Below are 16,190 nucleotides of genomic sequence, written 5' to 3' on the forward strand. Positions count from 1 at the left end.
ACGAGCCCCTGCGCGTCGACCCCGCGATCGAGGCCCAGCAGGCGGAACGCCTGGCCAAGCTGCGCGCCGAACGCGACCAGGCGGCGGTCGACACGGCGCTCGCCGAGCTGAAGAAGGCGGCCGAGGGGCCGGCCCAGGGGGCGCCGGAACGGGCTCGGCCTCCGGCCCCGGGCCGGCCCCGGGCCCTCGTACCGCAGCACGAGCGGCGGCGGGCCCACCACCCGGCGCAACCGGCGGCGCGGCCGGACCCTGGCCATGAGCCTCGGGCCCGGGTGCGTACCCCATGGCAGGCCCCGGCCCCGTGGCCTGGAAGACGGCGCCCTGAACCGCGCTGCCCCGCTCCAGCCGGTCCAGCCGGGCGAGCAGCGACCGCTCGTCGGCGAACGCGGCGGGCAGCAGCACACGCGCGCAGATCAGCTCCAGCTGCAACCGCGGCGAGGTCGCCCCGCGCATCTCGGTCAGCCCGGTGTTCACGATGTCAGCCGCGCGGCTGAGCTCGGCGGCGCCGAACACCGACGCCTGGGCCTGCATCCGCTCGACCACGTCGGCGGGCGCGTCGATGAGCCCCTTCGCGGCGGCGTCCGGCACGGCGGCCAGGATCACCAGGTCACGCAGCCGCTCCAGCAGGTCGGCCACGAACCGCCGCGGGTCGTTGCCGCCCTCGATGACCCGGTCGACCACCTCGAACGCGGCGGCCCCGTCCCCGGCGGCGAAGGCGTCCACCACCGAATCGAGCAGGGACCCGTCCGTATACCCGAGGAGCGACGTGGCCATGGCGTACGTCACACCGTCCTCGGCGGCACCGGCCAGCAGCTGGTCCATGACGGACATCGAGTCACGCACCGATCCGCCACCCGCCCGCACCACCAGCGGCAGCACGCCGTCCTCGACCGGGATCTGCTCCTTGCCGCACACCTCGGCCAGGTACTCCCGCAGGGTCCCCGGCGGGACCAAGCGGAAGGGATAGTGGTGCGTACGCGACCGGATGGTCCCGATGACCTTCTCGGGCTCGGTCGTCGCGAAGATGAATTTGAGGTGCTCCGGCGGCTCCTCGACCACCTTCAGCAGGGCGTTGAAGCCCGCCGAGGTGACCATGTGCGCCTCGTCGATGATGTAGATCTTGTACCGGCTGCTCGCAGGCCCGAAGAAGGCCTTTTCCCGCAGGTCACGGGCGTCGTCCACACCACCGTGCGACGCGGCGTCGATCTCGATCACATCGATCGACCCCGGCCCGTTCCTGGCCAGGTCCCGGCACGACTGGCACTCCCCGCACGGCGTGGGCGTGGGCCCCTGCTCGCAGTTCAGGCAGCGGGCGAGAATCCGGGCACTGGTCGTCTTCCCGCACCCACGCGGCCCGCTGAAGAGGTACGCGTGATTGACCCGGTTGTTCCGCAGGGCCTGCTGCAACGGGTCGGTGACATGCTCCTGCCCGATGACCTCGGCGAAGGACTCGGGACGATAGCGGCGGTACAGCGCAAGGGACGACACCCTTACGACGATATCGGGCCCCACTGACAATCGACCCGGCCCACGGCCCGCTCCCCCAGGAACGCAAGCGCCCCCCACGCACCCGCCAGAGCCAACCTACCCTTGCTGCCTTCCGGCCCTGGGGGAGTTCAGTCAGATAGCGCCACGTGAGGGGCTCCGCCAAGGGTACCTGATCGCCGGGGTGCGAAACGAGTTCGCGAGCACTCCTCTCGGTCATGTAATGTTCCTGGCGGAGGATTCGCCTAGAGGCCTAGGGCGCACGCTTGGAAAGCGTGTTGGGGGCAACCCCTCACGAGTTCGAATCTCGTATCCTCCGCCAGTGCCTCACCGGGCACGATGTCGAAGGGCCCCACCGCTCGCGGTGGGGCCCTTCGACGTTGTCCGTCTCAGTTTCCGTCTCAGTCGGTTTTTTCCTCGGAGCCGGACGGCATCCAGAGCGCGTCGCCGACCTGCTGGGCGACCTTCCGGAGCATGACTCCCGTCACATGCATGTAGCGGGCGCGCATACGGGCCGCTCCCCCGGGCTCCCAACCCATGATCGAGTCGATCACGACGTCCGGGACACCGGGGATCAGAAGCACGGTCGCAGCGGTGTGGCGGGCGTCATGGAGGCGGCCGTCTCAGACGCCGGCGTCCCGAAGCAGCCGCTTCCAGACGTGGAAGTCGGTGTTCGGACTCAGCGGCCCGCCGGTGGGCGAGGCAAAGACGTACCCCTTCCCCTCCCAGTCGGCACCGGCCGCGATCCGCTCCCGCTCCTGGGCCTCCTGGTGCTGGCGGAGAATCTTGATCAGCGGATCGGGCAGGTCGATGGTGCGCCGCCCGGCCCGGGACTTGGTCGACTTGTGTTCGCGACGGGTCTGCTCCCGCTGGGGGCAGTAGCCCGCCTTCCGGCCGCAGGGGTTGGCACCGCAGCCGTGCGCGTACTTGGGGCGCAACCGATTCTTACGGATGCGGACGTACCCCGCGTCGAGGTCGACGTCCTCCCAGTGCAGCCCGAGCGCTTCTCCTTGCCGTAGGCCGAGGGCGAGGGCGACGACCCACCGCGCGCTGTTGCGGAGCTTGGCCGCCTCCACGAGCAGGCTCCGAACCTCCTCGATGGTGTACGGCTCGATGTCCCCCTCTTCGAGCCGCGGAGCCTTGGCGATCTCCGCCACGTTGGTCGGGACGTGTCCGCGCCTTACCGCCTCACCGAGGGCGACCCGGATCGTCCGGTGGACGTGGTGGGCGGTGCCGGCGGAGCTCCCGGAGTCCTGCATCTTCCGGTAGAAGCGTTCCAGGTGCTCGGGCTCCAGGCGGTCGAGCTTGTGGGCGCCCAGGCCGGGCACCAAGTGCACGCGTACATCGACCTCGTAACCGTCGTACGTGTTCTCGGAGACGTACGGCTTGGCGATGTTCTCGACCCAGTGCTCAAGCCAGGCCTGGAGCGTCCAGCTCTGCCCCGGCTTCCTGAGCTTGGACGGCATGCTCGACCGGGCCGCGCTCAGTGAGCAGTGCGGTGACGAAGTGACGCGCATGCCCCACCTCTTCGGGCAAGCCAGGGAAGGCACGGCACCACTTGGTGAACATGGGAACTCCTCAGTTCGTCTAGGGGGCTAGACAGCACGAGGCAGAGTATTCCCATAGCGACAGCCAGGCCAGGCATCTTAGGAATTATTCTTCTAAGGAGTGAGTCTGTCTCCCAAGTCGCGGAACTCCTTCATCATCCGCAACACCAGCTCGCGTACCTCGTCACCGAAGACCGCAGCTCGCTCGAAGCGGGCGAACGTGTCCTCGTGTGCAGTGAGTTCAGCGGCGTCGCTCGTCAGCCGCTCACCATCGAAGGTCTCCAGCACGACCGCCCGCCGATCGCACAACGTGAACCCGTGGCGAGGCAGCACCGGCACCGGCCGCCGCCATGGGATAACCCCGAGCCGTACGGTGCTCAGGCTCTCGACGGCCAGCAACCGATCGAGCTGGGCAAGCATCAACGCCGGGGTCCCCGGCCAGGTCCGCAACACGGCCTCCGTCAGCACGAACACCGACTCCCGGCCCGGCTCGTACAGCACACTCTGCCGCTCCACACGAGCAGCGACAGCCCGACCGACCGCCTCAGGCGTCGAATTCGGCGCGCTCTCGAAGACGTGCCGGGCGTACTCCGCGCTTTGCAGCATGGCCGGCAGAACGACGCACTGGAAGGAACGCACCAGCTGTGCGGAGCGCACCTCTTCATCGACGGTTGCGCCGAGCAGGGGTGCCGCATCGGCCAGCTGCTCGGAGCCCGAGGCAGCCTCCACTGCGGCCAGGAGGTCACGCACCTCACGAGTGGTCGACTCATCGAGGCCGAGAGCGCGGGAGAGCCGGTCCAGGACGTCGGCGCTCGGGACCATGCGCCCGTTCTCGACCTTGGACACGGTTGGCTGTCCCACGCCGGCACGCTTCGCCAGGACGGCACCCGTTAGACGAGCCTCAGCACGCAGACCACGAAGACGCGCCCCCAACGCCTTCATCTGCTCTCGCCGCTCACTCCCCATGGTCAGGGTTCTACACCACGGGGCGGCACGGCCAATGCGCGCGAGGAGCGATGACTGCCAACAGCCCGAGCATGATTCAATTTTCTCTACTGGTTCAAGGCATCCGCCGCGCACAGCGCGGCGCGCGCGGCCCGTCGTCCGGGCCGACGCTCCTGTCTCCGCCCCGCTCCGGCCCGGCCGCCGGCCGCACGCCTCTGGCTGTGGGTTGCTGAGGGAAAACCCGCTGTGGCTGGGGCGGTCGGCTCCACGGCTTTAGCCACCTCCCCGGTCCGGGTCCCGCGCCGAGCAAGACCAGGGGGCCACTCGTGCTCATTACGGGCAGGTCCAAAGCCTGCCCGAGTTGCCAACCAGCGTACGGCCCCCTGACCATGCTCGGCCCCAGACCGGGCAGGCCACCGGCCAAACCCGCTCCACCGACCTAGTTGGACGCTGAGGGCTAGCTCATTTCTCCCCGGCGGTAAGGCGGTCAGTATCTCCAATCTCGACCTTAATCAACGATTCTCACCGGTTCGTTATTATTCGTAGTGGTTCCGTCATGGTCAGCGACATCGATGAGGAGGCGAAATAGCCAAATCAACCGCACTGACCGTAAGAGCCCCAGAAAAAGCAAAAAGCCAACCAGCCACCCCGGCCACCCGACCGTCTTACCCGTGTCACCCAACATGACCGCTAGCAAACCAGCAGAAACAGCGGTCATCGACGTTAGAATGCTCACCCAATTGCGTCGAAGACTTTCACCGAAGCGCGCGCGCAAAAACGTCATCCGGCGCCCCGAACTGGTCGCATACTGGCTAATGGCAGCCGTACCGAATCCGCCAATAATCGCCGCAACAGAGGCGACCGTCGCATAAACGCTCATCCGCTGATCGAGAGAGTGCCCGCTGAGAACATGACCGTGCTGCCAGAACCCAAGCACGGATACACAAAGCGCAGCAGCTAACCAATCCACGGAAGGATGCTCGCTCCACAGATTATGGACTTTACGAGTAGCTTGACCCCAGCTAGCCATCACTGCCCCCTTCGGCTACTGGGAGCCTAGGGCATGGGTCTGACAGCATCCCTGAGCTCGCCGTCGTGGGCCTCGGCCACGTCGAGCACCGCCTGCACGGCCGCCTCATACCAAGGGGCTTGCCCTTCACTCCGACGCAGAAACACCGGCTTTTGTGCCGTGATGTGGTCAGACACGAAGTTGATTTGATCCTCTATCAACGACCCGTCTGAAGCGGACAAAATCACATGGGCGATCGCCCTGTCTACCGCACCATCCGGACCGACCAAACTGCCAAAATCGGAAATGAAGTGTTGGACGTCCTCACGGAGTCGCCTCTCCCCGCGCGAACGAGACGTATCCCTCCCAAAACCTCGCCGTTTCGGGATCTTCATGGTGAGAGTGATCAACGCGTCAGGGTTTCGCTTATGCGCTTGCCGCGCAAAGTCTCCCAACCCATCAGCATCCGAGGGAAACATCATCTGACCCGGACGCAACCGCATCTCGAAAAGGTTCACCGCTTCAGCGCTATTTAACTTGTCCCACGCCTTCTTCCCCACCAAGGGCATGACAGCCAACTCTTCATGAATCACATTCATGCTATTCAGCCAGCGCTGCAAGGCTGTCGGCCGAGGCGCAGAGGCGCTGCCCTGAATTACCCCAATCACGTTACCGAAAGGAAGAAAGCAAATAATCGTGGTGTCAACCACGCTGCGATTATCACCGAGCCTAAGGTCAGAAATTCGATTACGCTCCCAATCGATCTGCTGAATGTCACCGTCTCGCAGCCTCGCTAGGACGAGATGTTCGCGACCTTGCACCGAAATCGGATCACCCACGTAAACATCAGCACCATGCACATACCGACGCTGGCGCATTTCGATGTTCCCAAGGTTTCTCAAAACTTTAGGCCAATCAAGGTGCGGAAACCTGGGGTCACCGGCCTCTTTTGGCCTGACGATTTCATAGAATGCAACAGTCTTCTTTCGCCCCGCAGTGGCCAACCGAAGGCACCCCCATGCGCATTGACGCTCCGTTAGGAACAGTATGACCTCGTTGCGGCCTGCCTGCTAGTGGATGGGGATCATCCTTAGAAGACCACCATCCAAGCGATATCGACCAAGCGTGCGATAACTACTGAGAGGCAATCAGCGCCCGGAGTCGGAGACCTGCACCCCAGAGCCTGCCGTTCACCCGATACTGAAGCTCAGTCGACGAGACGGGCCATACCGATGTTGAGACGATGGGCGCAACGCCGTCATGCCAGGAGCCAGGCAGAGTACTGGGCAAGTGTCGCTCCGCTACTCGAACCCGGGGAACAGAAGATCGACAGCGTGCCGGCACGGAACCTGTAGGACGGACCTCGCGATGGCGTCCTCTTCCTCACGGACCGGACAGTCTATTGGGGTGCCTTCCTCGGGCAAGGGCGGCGCACCAAGCCGATGTTTGCTCAAGATCTTCAAGACTGCCGAGTGCACGCATAGGCGCGCAAGGGACGCTCGATTTGCAGTGAGTGGGGAGAACATCGGGACGTTCGCATCCTTCGCCCCAGTACCGGGCACAGGCGAGAGCTTTATACGGTTCTGCCGGAATTCGGCCGCGCCTTGGAAAGGAGCAAGGACGGCCCACCGGCTGCGGAGCCGTCCCCGAGCTGAGCCGGTGTGATGACAGCGTCCGATGGCCACGTGCCCGATGCGTGCCCGACACGTGGGCGAACCACGGTCAACTGTGGGTGCCGGGGCGTGCCCCTGGGCTGGCCCTGGCACCCGCTTCCGCTGGTCAGGCAGCGACCGGTCTTGGAAGCATCAGTGATTCCCAAGCTGAGCGCCCACCGCCTGGCCACGGAACCCCCTCAGAGAAGGTCCCGCCAGAAGGGAACCGTAGCTCGCGGGTTCCAGCTCTCGTCGACGTCACCTCGCGCCTCGTCGAACTCCTGGTGCATGTAGTCGACTAGGTCCAGGCCGTAATAGATGATGTCGGTCTGCCACATCGAGAGCACCGGGTGCCCGAAGCTTCCCCGGCCAGCGGGCAGGTATCGGTGGGCATACACAGGCACCAGCACTGGCGCCTCCGCCAGATGACACCGCGCTGTATTCAGTGCTGCCGTCCCGTCGGCTGGACGCTTGCCCCAGCCCTCGTACCAGAACCCGTTGTGTTCAACGCCGAGCAGAACACCTTCGACCGGCCAGGCGAGCTGTCGACGCAAGCTGTCCAGATCACCGCAGCGCCACTCCGGCCATGGCCTGGACCAGGTCTGCCCGTCCTCGGGAGGGACGTTGACGGGAAGGCCGACCGCGAGAAACGCTCGGTGATCGTCAGCGAACTCGAAGCCGTACTCGCGCTCGATGCGGGTGAACTCGGCGTCGGTCAGCCCCGGCTCGAACTCATACAGTCCTGTCTGCGCCAGGCGACGTGCGGCCTCCGCACCGAGGCGTACTCCCTCTCTGCTGATCACCGCCGCACGCTAGCGCCGACCGCAGCCCGCCGTCACCCGAGTTATGAGCGGGCTCCGTCTCAGTTTCCGTCTCATTCAGCGCCGTTCACGGCCGTTCAGGTGAGATCCGGAGCCGTCCCCACAGCGACAGCCAACCACCCATGAACGCAGGTGAACGCCCCTGCACACCGCCCACCACCCCGCCAACACAGTTGGAAAGCGTGTTGGGGGCAACCCCTCACGAGTTCGAATCTCGTATCCTCCGCCGCGGCTGACCAGCCGAAACGAAGGTCCCGACCGCGATGCGGCCGGGATCTTCGTCGTTCCGTGGTTGCAGTTTCTTGCGTGGGAGCGCCTCCGGAGCGGCGCGAAGTTGTGCCGCTCGCCCCTCGGCACGGCGGGTTACCGCTGGCCTGGAGAGGGTGTACGGAGGAAGCCTGTGCGGACGAGACGTCCGCGAGGTCAGGTCGGGGTGATTGATGGCGGACGGGGCACATGAGGAGCTGGCGCGACTTGGCCAGCTAGGCGATCTTGGCCTTGTCCTGCTTATCGACTCTGACGGAGCCCTGGCCTTCGCTGCCTCCCACGGGCTGCCCCCGCTGCGCCGCGGCAGTGACCAGAGTCATGTTCCGGTTCTCCGTACTGCCCCGTCCGGCGGCGGCCGGTACCGAGGGGCGGGGACGACTTTCCTACCGCGACGGGATCCTCGGCGAGGAGCTGTACCTACAGACCGCAGAAATGGGCGGCTACCTCCTCACCATCGCCGTCACCGACCTCGCCCCCCCCTGGGCATCGTTCAGCGCCCTCCGCCCGGCAGACCGGGCACCCGAGCCCACCGATTACACCTGCGCTCACTGTGGGGAGCACTTCGCCTCCTACGCCCCCGCCTGCACCCGCTGCGAGTCCGCCCCGTGCCCCGACTGCCGTCGATGTGGCTGCGACCGCAAGGTTTCCGAGCGGCAGTGCACCGCCTGCTTCGTCGTACACCCTCTAACCATGTTCGACGGTGCCAATGCACGCTGCCGCGACTGCGACTGAACCACCGGCCCCACGCCTCGCGCTACTGCCGAGTTACGTCGTCTGTCCTCGGTGAAAGCGCCCCCACCGGGCGCACCACAACATGCCGGATCCGGCGCCGGCGCCGGCACCGGCACCGGGCACCACCATCTCTGAGGATGGTGGAAACGAGCACGACGGCACTATGAACTGCGAGGCCGTCTTCGCACGTCCGCAGACGTGGCAGAACAGCCGGTCCGGCGAGCACGGCGCGTCGGAGCGCAGCCACGGCGAGACGTCCACGGCCAGCACCAGACGGCCGTCCGGGAAGCGGGGCAGCCGCAAGCCGGCCAGGGCCTGCCGCAGCCGGTTGGTGTGGATCCGGCCGTGATTGAGGCCGTCGTACATCGCGCCGTGCCCGCGCCGGTGCTCGGGCAGCAGCGTCAGCTCCACCGCGCGCAGGGCACCCGGCGCACACAGCACCGAGTCCGCCAGCTCGAACAGCTCATCGCCCCGCACGGTCAGACACGCGTGAGTCCGTGGTCGGCCGGCTCGAGTAGCGTTCGGGACGTCCCGCCAGGGGGCGCCCGTCCGGGTCCGCCACGGGATGCCGTCTATCAACTGCCGCCGCGTCCACACCTGCGGCCGACCCGGCTTGATGCCCTGCGGCAGCAACGGCTCAAGCCGGGCCCACTGCCCATTCGTCAGATCCCCACGTCCCCCAAGACGTGATCACCAACGAACACGATCACTTTCGCAACAGACCCTGGCTGGCACGCACGCACGCACGCACGCAGAAAGGAGCATGCCCAGCTCTTCCTTCACGGCTTGCTCCCCGAACCTGACCAGCACCCCGGTGGTGTGCAGCACCACCTCGTCGACGCCCGCCTCCCGGTACTCGGCAAGCAGGCCGGCCAGCTCGTCCAGGGTTCCGTAGAGAAAGGCACCGCCATCGACCATCGCAGCGCCGGCGGACTTCGGGTCGTTGATGTCGTAGGTGATTCCCCCTCGGGCGAGCATGGCGGCGTAGTGGTCGATCTGCATGTGCATGGCGGCGCTGGCCAGGGCCTCGGTGTACGGGTCGCGCTCTGGTGCTTCGATCGCCACCGGAACCAGGGAAACGAGACGGGGACGTGGTCGTCCAGCCCTCGCCGCCCCCTCCTCGAGGGCCGGCACGATGACCTCTCACAGGTACGCCGCCGGGGTAAGCCAGGTGATCGCGACATCAGCGACCTCACCTGCCAGCCGTGCGGCCCTCTGCCGCAGCACACCGAGCCCGATCTCAGGCGGGCGCGGCAGCGTCGGCAGAACGGCGTGGCCGCGCCCGCAGAACGGCGTGGCAGGTGAGGTGGTCGCCGGTGTGGTCCACCCTCTCGCCGTCGAGGAGTGACCGCATGACGGTGAGGTACTCGCGGGCCATGCCGAGCTGGCTCGCGTAGGGGCGGCCGAGGAGACTGCGCTGAAGCTCCACGGCCCCCACTCCGTAGCGGGCCACCACAGGCTGATCCATGGCGACCGACAGCTGATGGGCCTGGATCGCGGCATCGAAGGGGTGCCGGAACGGCATCAGGGCGACGCCTAGGCCCACCGGAATGCGGTAACCCCGAGCGGCGGCGTAACTGAAGGTCTGGTGCGGATCACAGGACAACGCCTGGCCCTGCCAGAGACGGTGCGCGCCGGTCCGCTGGACAAGCGAGGCGTACGGGAGGATCAGGTCCGGGCGTGGCGGTGCGTACGGCGCCATGATGGAAAGGGTGCTCAACGAGTTCTGCTTCCAGGTGGCGTTACCTATACGACGGGGGTCCGGGCGTCACTGTTGCCGGTCGTCGCGGCCCGCCTTGCTGCGCAGCCAGCCGATGTTGATGGCAATCAGCAGGGCAACAACGAATGGGATCACGGTCGCCCGCCCGTCATCGCCGAAAAACGGCGCTGTCAGGCCCGCGACGAGGCAGACGGCCAGCGCCGCCCACATGACTCCTTCATTCTTCGCCTTCATACCTTTCTCCCTTTTCCTTGAACTGGTGGTGGGCGGAACCATGGTCCGAAACGGCTGGCTCAACGGTGTCAGGTCCCTTGGTATCTGATGAAACGCCTTCCGCCGACGAAAACCAGTACCAAGACGTAGAGGCACAGGACCATGAATCCCACGGCTGGGGAGGGAGCGCTCATATCTCCCGCCTTGTTGACGATGGTGCCCCCGCTCGCGGCATCGCCTGCTCCACCGGGCAGAAGGGCACCCAGCTCCGGGTTACCGGTCCGGGCGACGGCCAGCCTGATGAGGGGTTCGACGAACTGGTTCACGACCAAGATGCCGACGATGGCCGGGACCTGCCTGCGTACAAGAGCCCCGATGCCGACACCGAGGGCACCCCACGCAGTGAGTACCACGACACTGCCGGCGATAGCTTTCAGGACTTCGGTATTGCCGAGCTGTGGGCTTTCGTCCTGAGCGACGAGCATCGAGACGGTGACCACTACGCACAGCCCGACGGACGCCAGGCTGTACAGAAAGGCCACGAGCAGCCCCACTGCGAGCTTGCCCAGATAGACAGTGCGTCGTCGCGGCTCGGCGATCAGCGTGTGCACGATCGAGCGGGAGCTGTATTCCTGGGTGGCCACAAGAACGCCGTAGAAGATGGTGGGGTTGCTGACGTACCGGAAGGCAGCATCGCCCAGACAGGACTCGACCGCCTTGGTGACGTCGCCCGGCCGCGAGCGGGCAAACCCCAGGACCCGGCGGAACTCGGCTTTGATGATGTCGCGCTGTCTACGTACCGGAACGTCGGTCGCTTGGCGAACCGACAAATTGGCATTACCGGACGTGCTTCCTCTTTCACTTGTTCCCCCTGCATATTACAAATCCGCCATTGCGCAAAAAAGTCAGCCATTGGCGAGTCTTGGTCGATCACTACTCTTACATTCGTGATCACAGGCGGTCAAGAAGCTTCGGAAGCACGGCCGTTGGGCGGTCCGTGCCTTCAGGTTCGCTACTAGTCGAGAGAGGGCCCTCGCCACGTTTCAGCGTGGTCATCGCTTCCCGCGGTGGCGGAGGATGACGGCAGCGAGATCCGCAGCTCCCTGGTGACAGCGACGATGTCGGTCTGGTCGGCGCGGCTCGGGGCGAAGAGACAGACGCCAGTGGCGCAGACGAGGCCGAGCAAAAGGGCGAGCGGAAGCAGTAGCCACACTTCGATAGGCACAGTGGGTTCTCCACGGTGAATGGGCGGGGGAAGATGCCCCCTGCGAACAACGGGCATACCGGGTGCAGAAATCACCGTGTCTGTGGACCGTCCCGGCGAGGGCTGAAGCGCTCGTGGCGCGAGCTGCGGCGCGACGTTCTTCGGCCCGAACGGCGAGGCGACGGGTCTTGCGACGGACTCGTTCACCGAACGCAGCCGGTTCAGAGGCGCCGGCATGGGCAGTGGCCTCGGTCCAAGTGGTGCCGTCACCGGTGGCCAAGGCGATTACGACCAGGCGTTCCTCAGGCGTCAGGTGCTGCATGATCCGTACGAGGCGGTCGTCGTGGATGGCCGTGCCGAGGCAGGCGTCGGAAAGGTTGGCCCGGTCGGCGACAAGGTCGTAGAGGCACAGGCCATCGCCGAGCGGGGCGTCCAGGAGCAGCAGCCGGGAACGCCGTACGCGTCGGCGCCACAACGGGACGAGCACTGTGACAACGGCCTGGCGTTCGAGCTCACTCGGCTTCCTCCTGCGGCCCGCCGAGACCGTCGCGCTCCGCCTCGGACACCGGACCCGAGGCCGAGGCAAGGAGCTCGTTCAAGATCCCTAAGTAGTCGTCGTCACGCCGGCCCGCGCGGTCGACAAGGCTGTGCGGGTCCGTCGCGCGCTCTGCCGGGTTCCCGCGTTCCACCGCCCAACCGGCGGCATTGGCGGCTCGGACGACTTGGTCACGGACGTCGTCGCCCTCTGTCGCCAGAGCCAGTCCATACAGCGCACCGAACACCATTGCGGACCTGAGATCCGCCACGTCGACGCAGAGCCTCCTCGCTACCTTTCCGGCTGGCTTCCGCAGGTAGGGGATGACGAAGTACAGCGCGAGCAACTGGTTTCGGCGGGCCAGGGGAGGCACGTCGCTGTGGGCATCGCGCCCCACGCACCTCCACAAGGCGCCGCGCAGAGCAATGTCGGCGGCATCGCGTGCCGCCGCTTTCTTCGCCTCCGCCCGGGGCTGGAGAGGCCGCGTGAAGAAGCGGGCCGGTGAGTACGGGCAGCGGCCGCTCCGCGTCTTCGTACTCGACTGCGAAGCCCTGTCCCTCGCTGTGCGCGGCGACCGCAAGATGATCGCCTGGCTCGACCTGGCGGCCCGGGGTGAGGCCGAGGTGGTGACGTCCCCGATGACACTGGTCGAGGCGTATGACGGCCGGACGACAGAACAGCGCTGGGACTGGGTGCTCTCCCGACTGAAAGTCGCCGACATCGGGAAGGACGAGGCCCGCCAGGCCCGCCGGCTCCTCGCCGACGCCAAACTGCACGGACACAAGTACGCCATCGACGCGGTGCTCGCCGTGATCGCCCGGCAGCAGACGGGGCAGGTGACCGTCTTCAGCTCGGACGTGGACGACCTGGAAAAGCTGGTCCCGGACTCGATCGTCGTCAGGAAGGTATGACCAGAAAGGCGGGCGGGGGCAACACCTCGGCCGGGAGGTGACGGGCCTGCCGGCGTCTTTCTGTTCGCCTCCAGGGCCTCGGCCCGCGGCGGCCGCTGCGCGGGTTTCGGGGATGCCGTTGGTGGGGGGCGGCGGGCGGCTTCGGGGGAGGTGTCAGGCGTTGTTCTTGGGTGGGAGGGCGGTGGCGCGGAGTTTTTCGAGGGCGGTGGAGGCGGTGTTCATGGCGGTCAGCATGCCGTCGAGCGATTGCTGGAAGCGGCGGCTGCGTTCGGCGGGGGTGGGGTACTTGGCGTTTTCGCCTGTGGCCAGCGCGTCCTGGCAGCCGCGGGCGTGCTGTTGGAGTTGGCGTAGGGCCGTCGACCAGGGCTGGTCGAGTTCCCTGAAGGGGAGCGGGAAATAGTCGCGGGCCTCCGCTGCGCGTTTGCCGAGGGTGGCGCAGAGGCGGGTGAACTTCTGGTCGTCCAGTTCGATCTTGCCGTTGGCGTTCGGCTTCTGGTCGGCGGCCTCGGTGAGACCCTCGCCGAGGGCGCTGAAGGCCTCGCTGAGGGCGGCCATCCGGTCGAGGCCGCCCTTGCTGAGCCAGGCAAGGGCCTGCCATTCGCGGACCTTCGCGACGCGGGCCGTCGGTGGGGTGTCGAAGAGTTCGGTGAACCTGCGGCCCGCCTCCGACGAGCGGGGTGAGGTGCCAATGTCGTCGGCGTGGGTCACGGCTGTGAGCAGGCAGGTGGGTACGGCCAGGGCGAGGGCGGCGCTGCGTTTCAGCACCGCCCGCCACGGCCGGATGCCGGGGGCCGGGGAGGCAGCGGCTTCGGCGCGAACCGGGCGGTGGCCGCGGAGCGCCCGGCTCACTGCCGCGCCCGCCAGTGCCGCGCACGCGGAGAGCAGGACGGTGGCGGTCAGGGACTGGCCGGCCACCATCTCCGTCACGAGCCGGCCGTTGGCCGGCAGCCAGTGGCACCGGTCGCCGAGGTTGTTCAGCGGGCCGACGCAGCCGTCCCCGGCCGCCAGCAGGAAGAACGCCATGTACGCCATGAACTGCACCACCAGCGCGGCGAGCAGGGCCCGCAGCATCCAGTGCCTTCGGGACACCCCCGCCACCACCGCGGCCGTGACCAGACAGGCCACTATCACGGCCGCGGCCTGCCACCACAGGTGGACGTACTGGAACGCCCCCGCCCGCTCGCCCACGGTCCCGGGCCGCCGCCCCCGGATCGCGTACGCACCGACGACGAAGCCCGCCCAGCACAGCAGTCCGCCCGCGAGGCCGGCCAGCAGGGTCTTACGGAGGCGCAGCCCCGTACCCCGTACGCAGATGTGCAGCAGGAGCGGGACGAGCGTCATCAAAAGCGCCGCGGCACCGAGCCGTATTTCGTTGCCGAGCAACGTCAGGGCCGGCGAGACGGCGCTGATGACCGACAGCTCGCGGGCGAAGTCCTCCCACGGTCCCGGGAACTCCTGCTTGATCAGGTCGGTGAGCGCTCCGTCATGGACCGCGATGCCGACGGCCAGTTGGCTGCCCGACCCCTGCCACCAGCGCAGGCCGCCCCAGAGCAGGCCCAGCGTCACCAGGAAGTTCGCCAGGGACGCCAGGGTGCGCGGCGCCCGCCCGGGCACCGCGAGCGTCAGCCGGCTGAACTGCGCCGACCAGACCGACGGGACGACCGCCACGACCACCAGCGTCAGGAAGTACGCCGGCTGCTCGACCAGCCAGCCGTTGCCGCTGTGCCCGCCGCCGATGACCGCGCCGGTCACCAGACCCGCCCCCAGCCACAGCCCGGCGCGCACCCCCGACTCCACGCGGCCCCGGCCGTCCGGCGCCCCGGCCCCAGCAGGCCCGGCGACCCCGGCAGGCCCGGTGGCAGGCCCACCGGCCCCAGCCCCGCCGGCCTCGGCGGCCCCAGCAGGCCCCACCGCCCCGGTGGCCTCGGCGGCCCCAGCAGCCCCCACAGCCTCGGCGGCGGCGACCGAGCGCCTCAGGACCAGGAAGAGCACCGGGGCCACCAGCATCGCGGTGAGAAGCGCGCCGGCGGTGGCCCCGGACAGGCCGGGCACCACCAGGATCCGGTGCACCAGGAGCGACGCGCCCACGCCGGTGAGCAGCATCTCCAGCGCGCCCGCCCCGGACATGCGGGCCGGGTCGTCGAGGACGCGCCTGCGCTCGGCCCACCCCGGGTGGGTGCGCAGCAGTGCGGTGACGCGGCGCAGCGGGGTCACGACGGCACCCGAGGGATCGGGGTGGTCCCAGCCGGCGGGGTGCGCGCCCCAGGCGACCGCCTGCACGTCGGCGTGGAGTTCGCGGCGGCGCAGCAGGTCCGCGCGGGCCAGGTGCACGAGCGCGACGAGCAGGAGCCCGGACAGCACGGAGTAGGTCAGGATGGAGGCCGCCCCGGGCCAGAAGGGTGACGTGGTGGTGCCGAGCAGCCCTTCGGCCAGGAGCCGGGCCTCATGGACGAGGTAGGGCAGCAGGGCCAGGACGACGAAGACACGCCACAGCGCGGTACTGCCGTACGCGAAGTCGACGTCCCGGTTGCGGATGTGGGCGAGCTCGTGGAGGACGACGGCCCGGAAGCCGTCGGGGTCGGTGCCGCGTCGCGCGAGCAGCCCGGCGTGCAGGCACACGGTGTACCGCCCGGTGCGTCCGTACGCCACGGCGCCCGCGGTCGTCCGGGTCGGATCGACCCGGAAGCGCACCCGGGGGCCGGTTCCGCTGAGTTCCCGCAGCTCGTGCAGTTCGTCCGTGAGACCGGTGTCCCCGCTCACCGCCTCGACGGGCACGGTGCGGTTCTTGCGGTTGCGCCAGCGGGGCAGCCACGCGTAGACGACCGCCGCGGCCACCAGCAGGACGCAGGTGGCGATCAGGCCCTTCGCGTTCTCCACCTTCGGCACACCGGACATGCACTCGGCCAGCGTCTCGGCATGGCGGGCGCTGAGCAGAAGATTGTCCAGATTCTGTCTGTTGGGGTCGATCCCGGCGGCCAGGAGGCAGCCCAGGGCGTCGCCCGGGGTGTCATTGGGGCTGGGTGCCAGGACGGTCTGCAGCATGGTGACGCTCGACACCGCGACGAGGATCATCAGCAGCGCGAAGCGGAGCCCCGTGTCGGCGACACCCGCGCGCGCCCGCCGGAGCAGTGTGTCCAGCACCGGGCCGC

Annotated in this window: 11 protein-coding genes, 1 tRNA gene, 1 other RNA gene and 3 pseudogenes; 2 read left to right on the forward strand and 14 right to left on the reverse strand. The window is 67.7% G+C overall.

The window, feature by feature from the left end:
- Positions 1–120 precede the first annotated feature (120 nt).
- Together QWM81_RS26090 and ffs are read right to left on the reverse strand one after the other, a co-directional pair.
- Positions 121–1,512 (reverse strand): annotated as a pseudogene (locus tag QWM81_RS26090) (DNA polymerase III subunit gamma and tau); the annotation flags it as partial.
- Positions 1,513–1,548: 36 nt separating this feature from the next.
- An RNA gene (gene ffs / locus QWM81_RS26095) (signal recognition particle sRNA small type) lies at positions 1,549–1,647 on the reverse strand.
- A gap of 72 nt (positions 1,648–1,719) precedes the next feature.
- Here ffs and QWM81_RS26100 point away from each other — a divergent pair.
- Positions 1,720–1,807: transfer RNA gene (locus QWM81_RS26100), tRNA-Ser, on the forward strand.
- A gap of 79 nt (positions 1,808–1,886) precedes the next feature.
- Here the strand turns inward: QWM81_RS26100 and QWM81_RS26105 are convergent.
- From QWM81_RS26105 to QWM81_RS26160, 11 genes and pseudogenes are all read right to left on the reverse strand, one after another.
- A pseudogene (locus tag QWM81_RS26105) lies at positions 1,887–2,936 on the reverse strand (tyrosine-type recombinase/integrase); the annotation flags it as partial.
- A gap of 210 nt (positions 2,937–3,146) precedes the next feature.
- Entirely contained in the window at positions 3,147–3,998 is an 852-nt protein-coding gene (locus tag QWM81_RS26110) for a helix-turn-helix domain-containing protein (RefSeq protein ID WP_290114816.1), read from the reverse strand.
- Between the two features lie 487 nt (positions 3,999–4,485).
- Positions 4,486–5,007 (reverse strand): hypothetical protein, encoded by a 522-nt coding sequence (locus tag QWM81_RS26115; RefSeq protein ID WP_290114817.1) that lies wholly within the window; start codon positions 5,005–5,007, stop codon positions 4,486–4,488.
- A 26-nt stretch (positions 5,008–5,033) separates the two neighbouring features.
- Positions 5,034–5,990, reverse strand: coding sequence for a hypothetical protein (locus QWM81_RS26120; RefSeq protein WP_290114818.1), 957 nt, complete (start codon positions 5,988–5,990; stop codon positions 5,034–5,036).
- Between the two features lie 848 nt (positions 5,991–6,838).
- Positions 6,839–7,441: a hypothetical protein gene (locus QWM81_RS26125; RefSeq protein WP_290114819.1), complete on the reverse strand. Its 603-nt coding sequence runs from the start codon at positions 7,439–7,441 to the stop codon at positions 6,839–6,841.
- A 1,173-nt stretch (positions 7,442–8,614) separates the two neighbouring features.
- Positions 8,615–9,124: pseudogene (locus QWM81_RS29340) on the reverse strand (transposase); the annotation flags it as partial.
- A gap of 24 nt (positions 9,125–9,148) precedes the next feature.
- Positions 9,149–9,523: a hypothetical protein gene (locus tag QWM81_RS26140; RefSeq protein ID WP_290114820.1), complete on the reverse strand. Its 375-nt coding sequence runs from the start codon at positions 9,521–9,523 to the stop codon at positions 9,149–9,151.
- Between the two features lie 175 nt (positions 9,524–9,698).
- A complete protein-coding gene (locus tag QWM81_RS26145) occupies positions 9,699–10,160 on the reverse strand; it encodes an LLM class flavin-dependent oxidoreductase (RefSeq protein WP_290114821.1) in 462 nt (153 codons plus the stop codon).
- A 66-nt stretch (positions 10,161–10,226) separates the two neighbouring features.
- A complete protein-coding gene (locus QWM81_RS26150) occupies positions 10,227–10,412 on the reverse strand; it encodes a hypothetical protein (protein WP_290114822.1) in 186 nt (61 codons plus the stop codon).
- A 68-nt stretch (positions 10,413–10,480) separates the two neighbouring features.
- Positions 10,481–11,221, reverse strand: coding sequence for an ABC transporter permease family protein (locus tag QWM81_RS26155; protein WP_290114823.1), 741 nt, complete (start codon positions 11,219–11,221; stop codon positions 10,481–10,483).
- 886 nt (positions 11,222–12,107) lie between these two features.
- Entirely contained in the window at positions 12,108–12,527 is a 420-nt protein-coding gene (locus QWM81_RS26160) for a hypothetical protein (protein ID WP_290114824.1), read from the reverse strand.
- An 88-nt stretch (positions 12,528–12,615) separates the two neighbouring features.
- Here QWM81_RS26160 and QWM81_RS26165 point away from each other — a divergent pair, with 88 nt between their 5' ends.
- The gene (locus QWM81_RS26165) at positions 12,616–13,041 is read left to right on the forward strand and encodes a hypothetical protein (RefSeq protein WP_290114825.1); all 426 of its coding nucleotides are present in this window, start codon (positions 12,616–12,618) and stop codon (positions 13,039–13,041) included.
- A 153-nt stretch (positions 13,042–13,194) separates the two neighbouring features.
- On the opposite strand, the gene QWM81_RS26170 is transcribed toward QWM81_RS26165, so the two are convergent.
- Complete coding sequence (locus tag QWM81_RS26170) at positions 13,195–16,182, reverse strand: M48 family metalloprotease (RefSeq protein WP_290114826.1); 2,988 nt, start codon at positions 16,180–16,182, stop codon at positions 13,195–13,197.
- Positions 16,183–16,190: the final 8 nt, after the last annotated feature.

This window comes from Streptomyces ficellus (assembly GCF_030406405.1).
Lineage (GTDB): Bacteria > Actinomycetota > Actinomycetes > Streptomycetales > Streptomycetaceae > Streptomyces > Streptomyces ficellus_B.

What these genes read in the sequence shown, in the direction of transcription:
- QWM81_RS26110 (WP_290114816.1), bottom strand. Translation starts at nt 3,998, where the DNA reads ATGGGGAGTGAGCGGCGAGAGCAGATGAAGGCGTTGGGGGCGCGTCTT.
- QWM81_RS26145 (WP_290114821.1), bottom strand. Translation starts at nt 10,160, where the DNA reads ATGGCGCCGTACGCACCGCCACGCCCGGACCTGATCCTCCCGTACGCC.
- QWM81_RS26150 (WP_290114822.1), bottom strand. Translation starts at nt 10,412, where the DNA reads ATGAAGGCGAAGAATGAAGGAGTCATGTGGGCGGCGCTGGCCGTCTGC.
- QWM81_RS26115 (WP_290114817.1), bottom strand. Translation starts at nt 5,007, where the DNA reads ATGGCTAGCTGGGGTCAAGCTACTCGTAAAGTCCATAATCTGTGGAGC.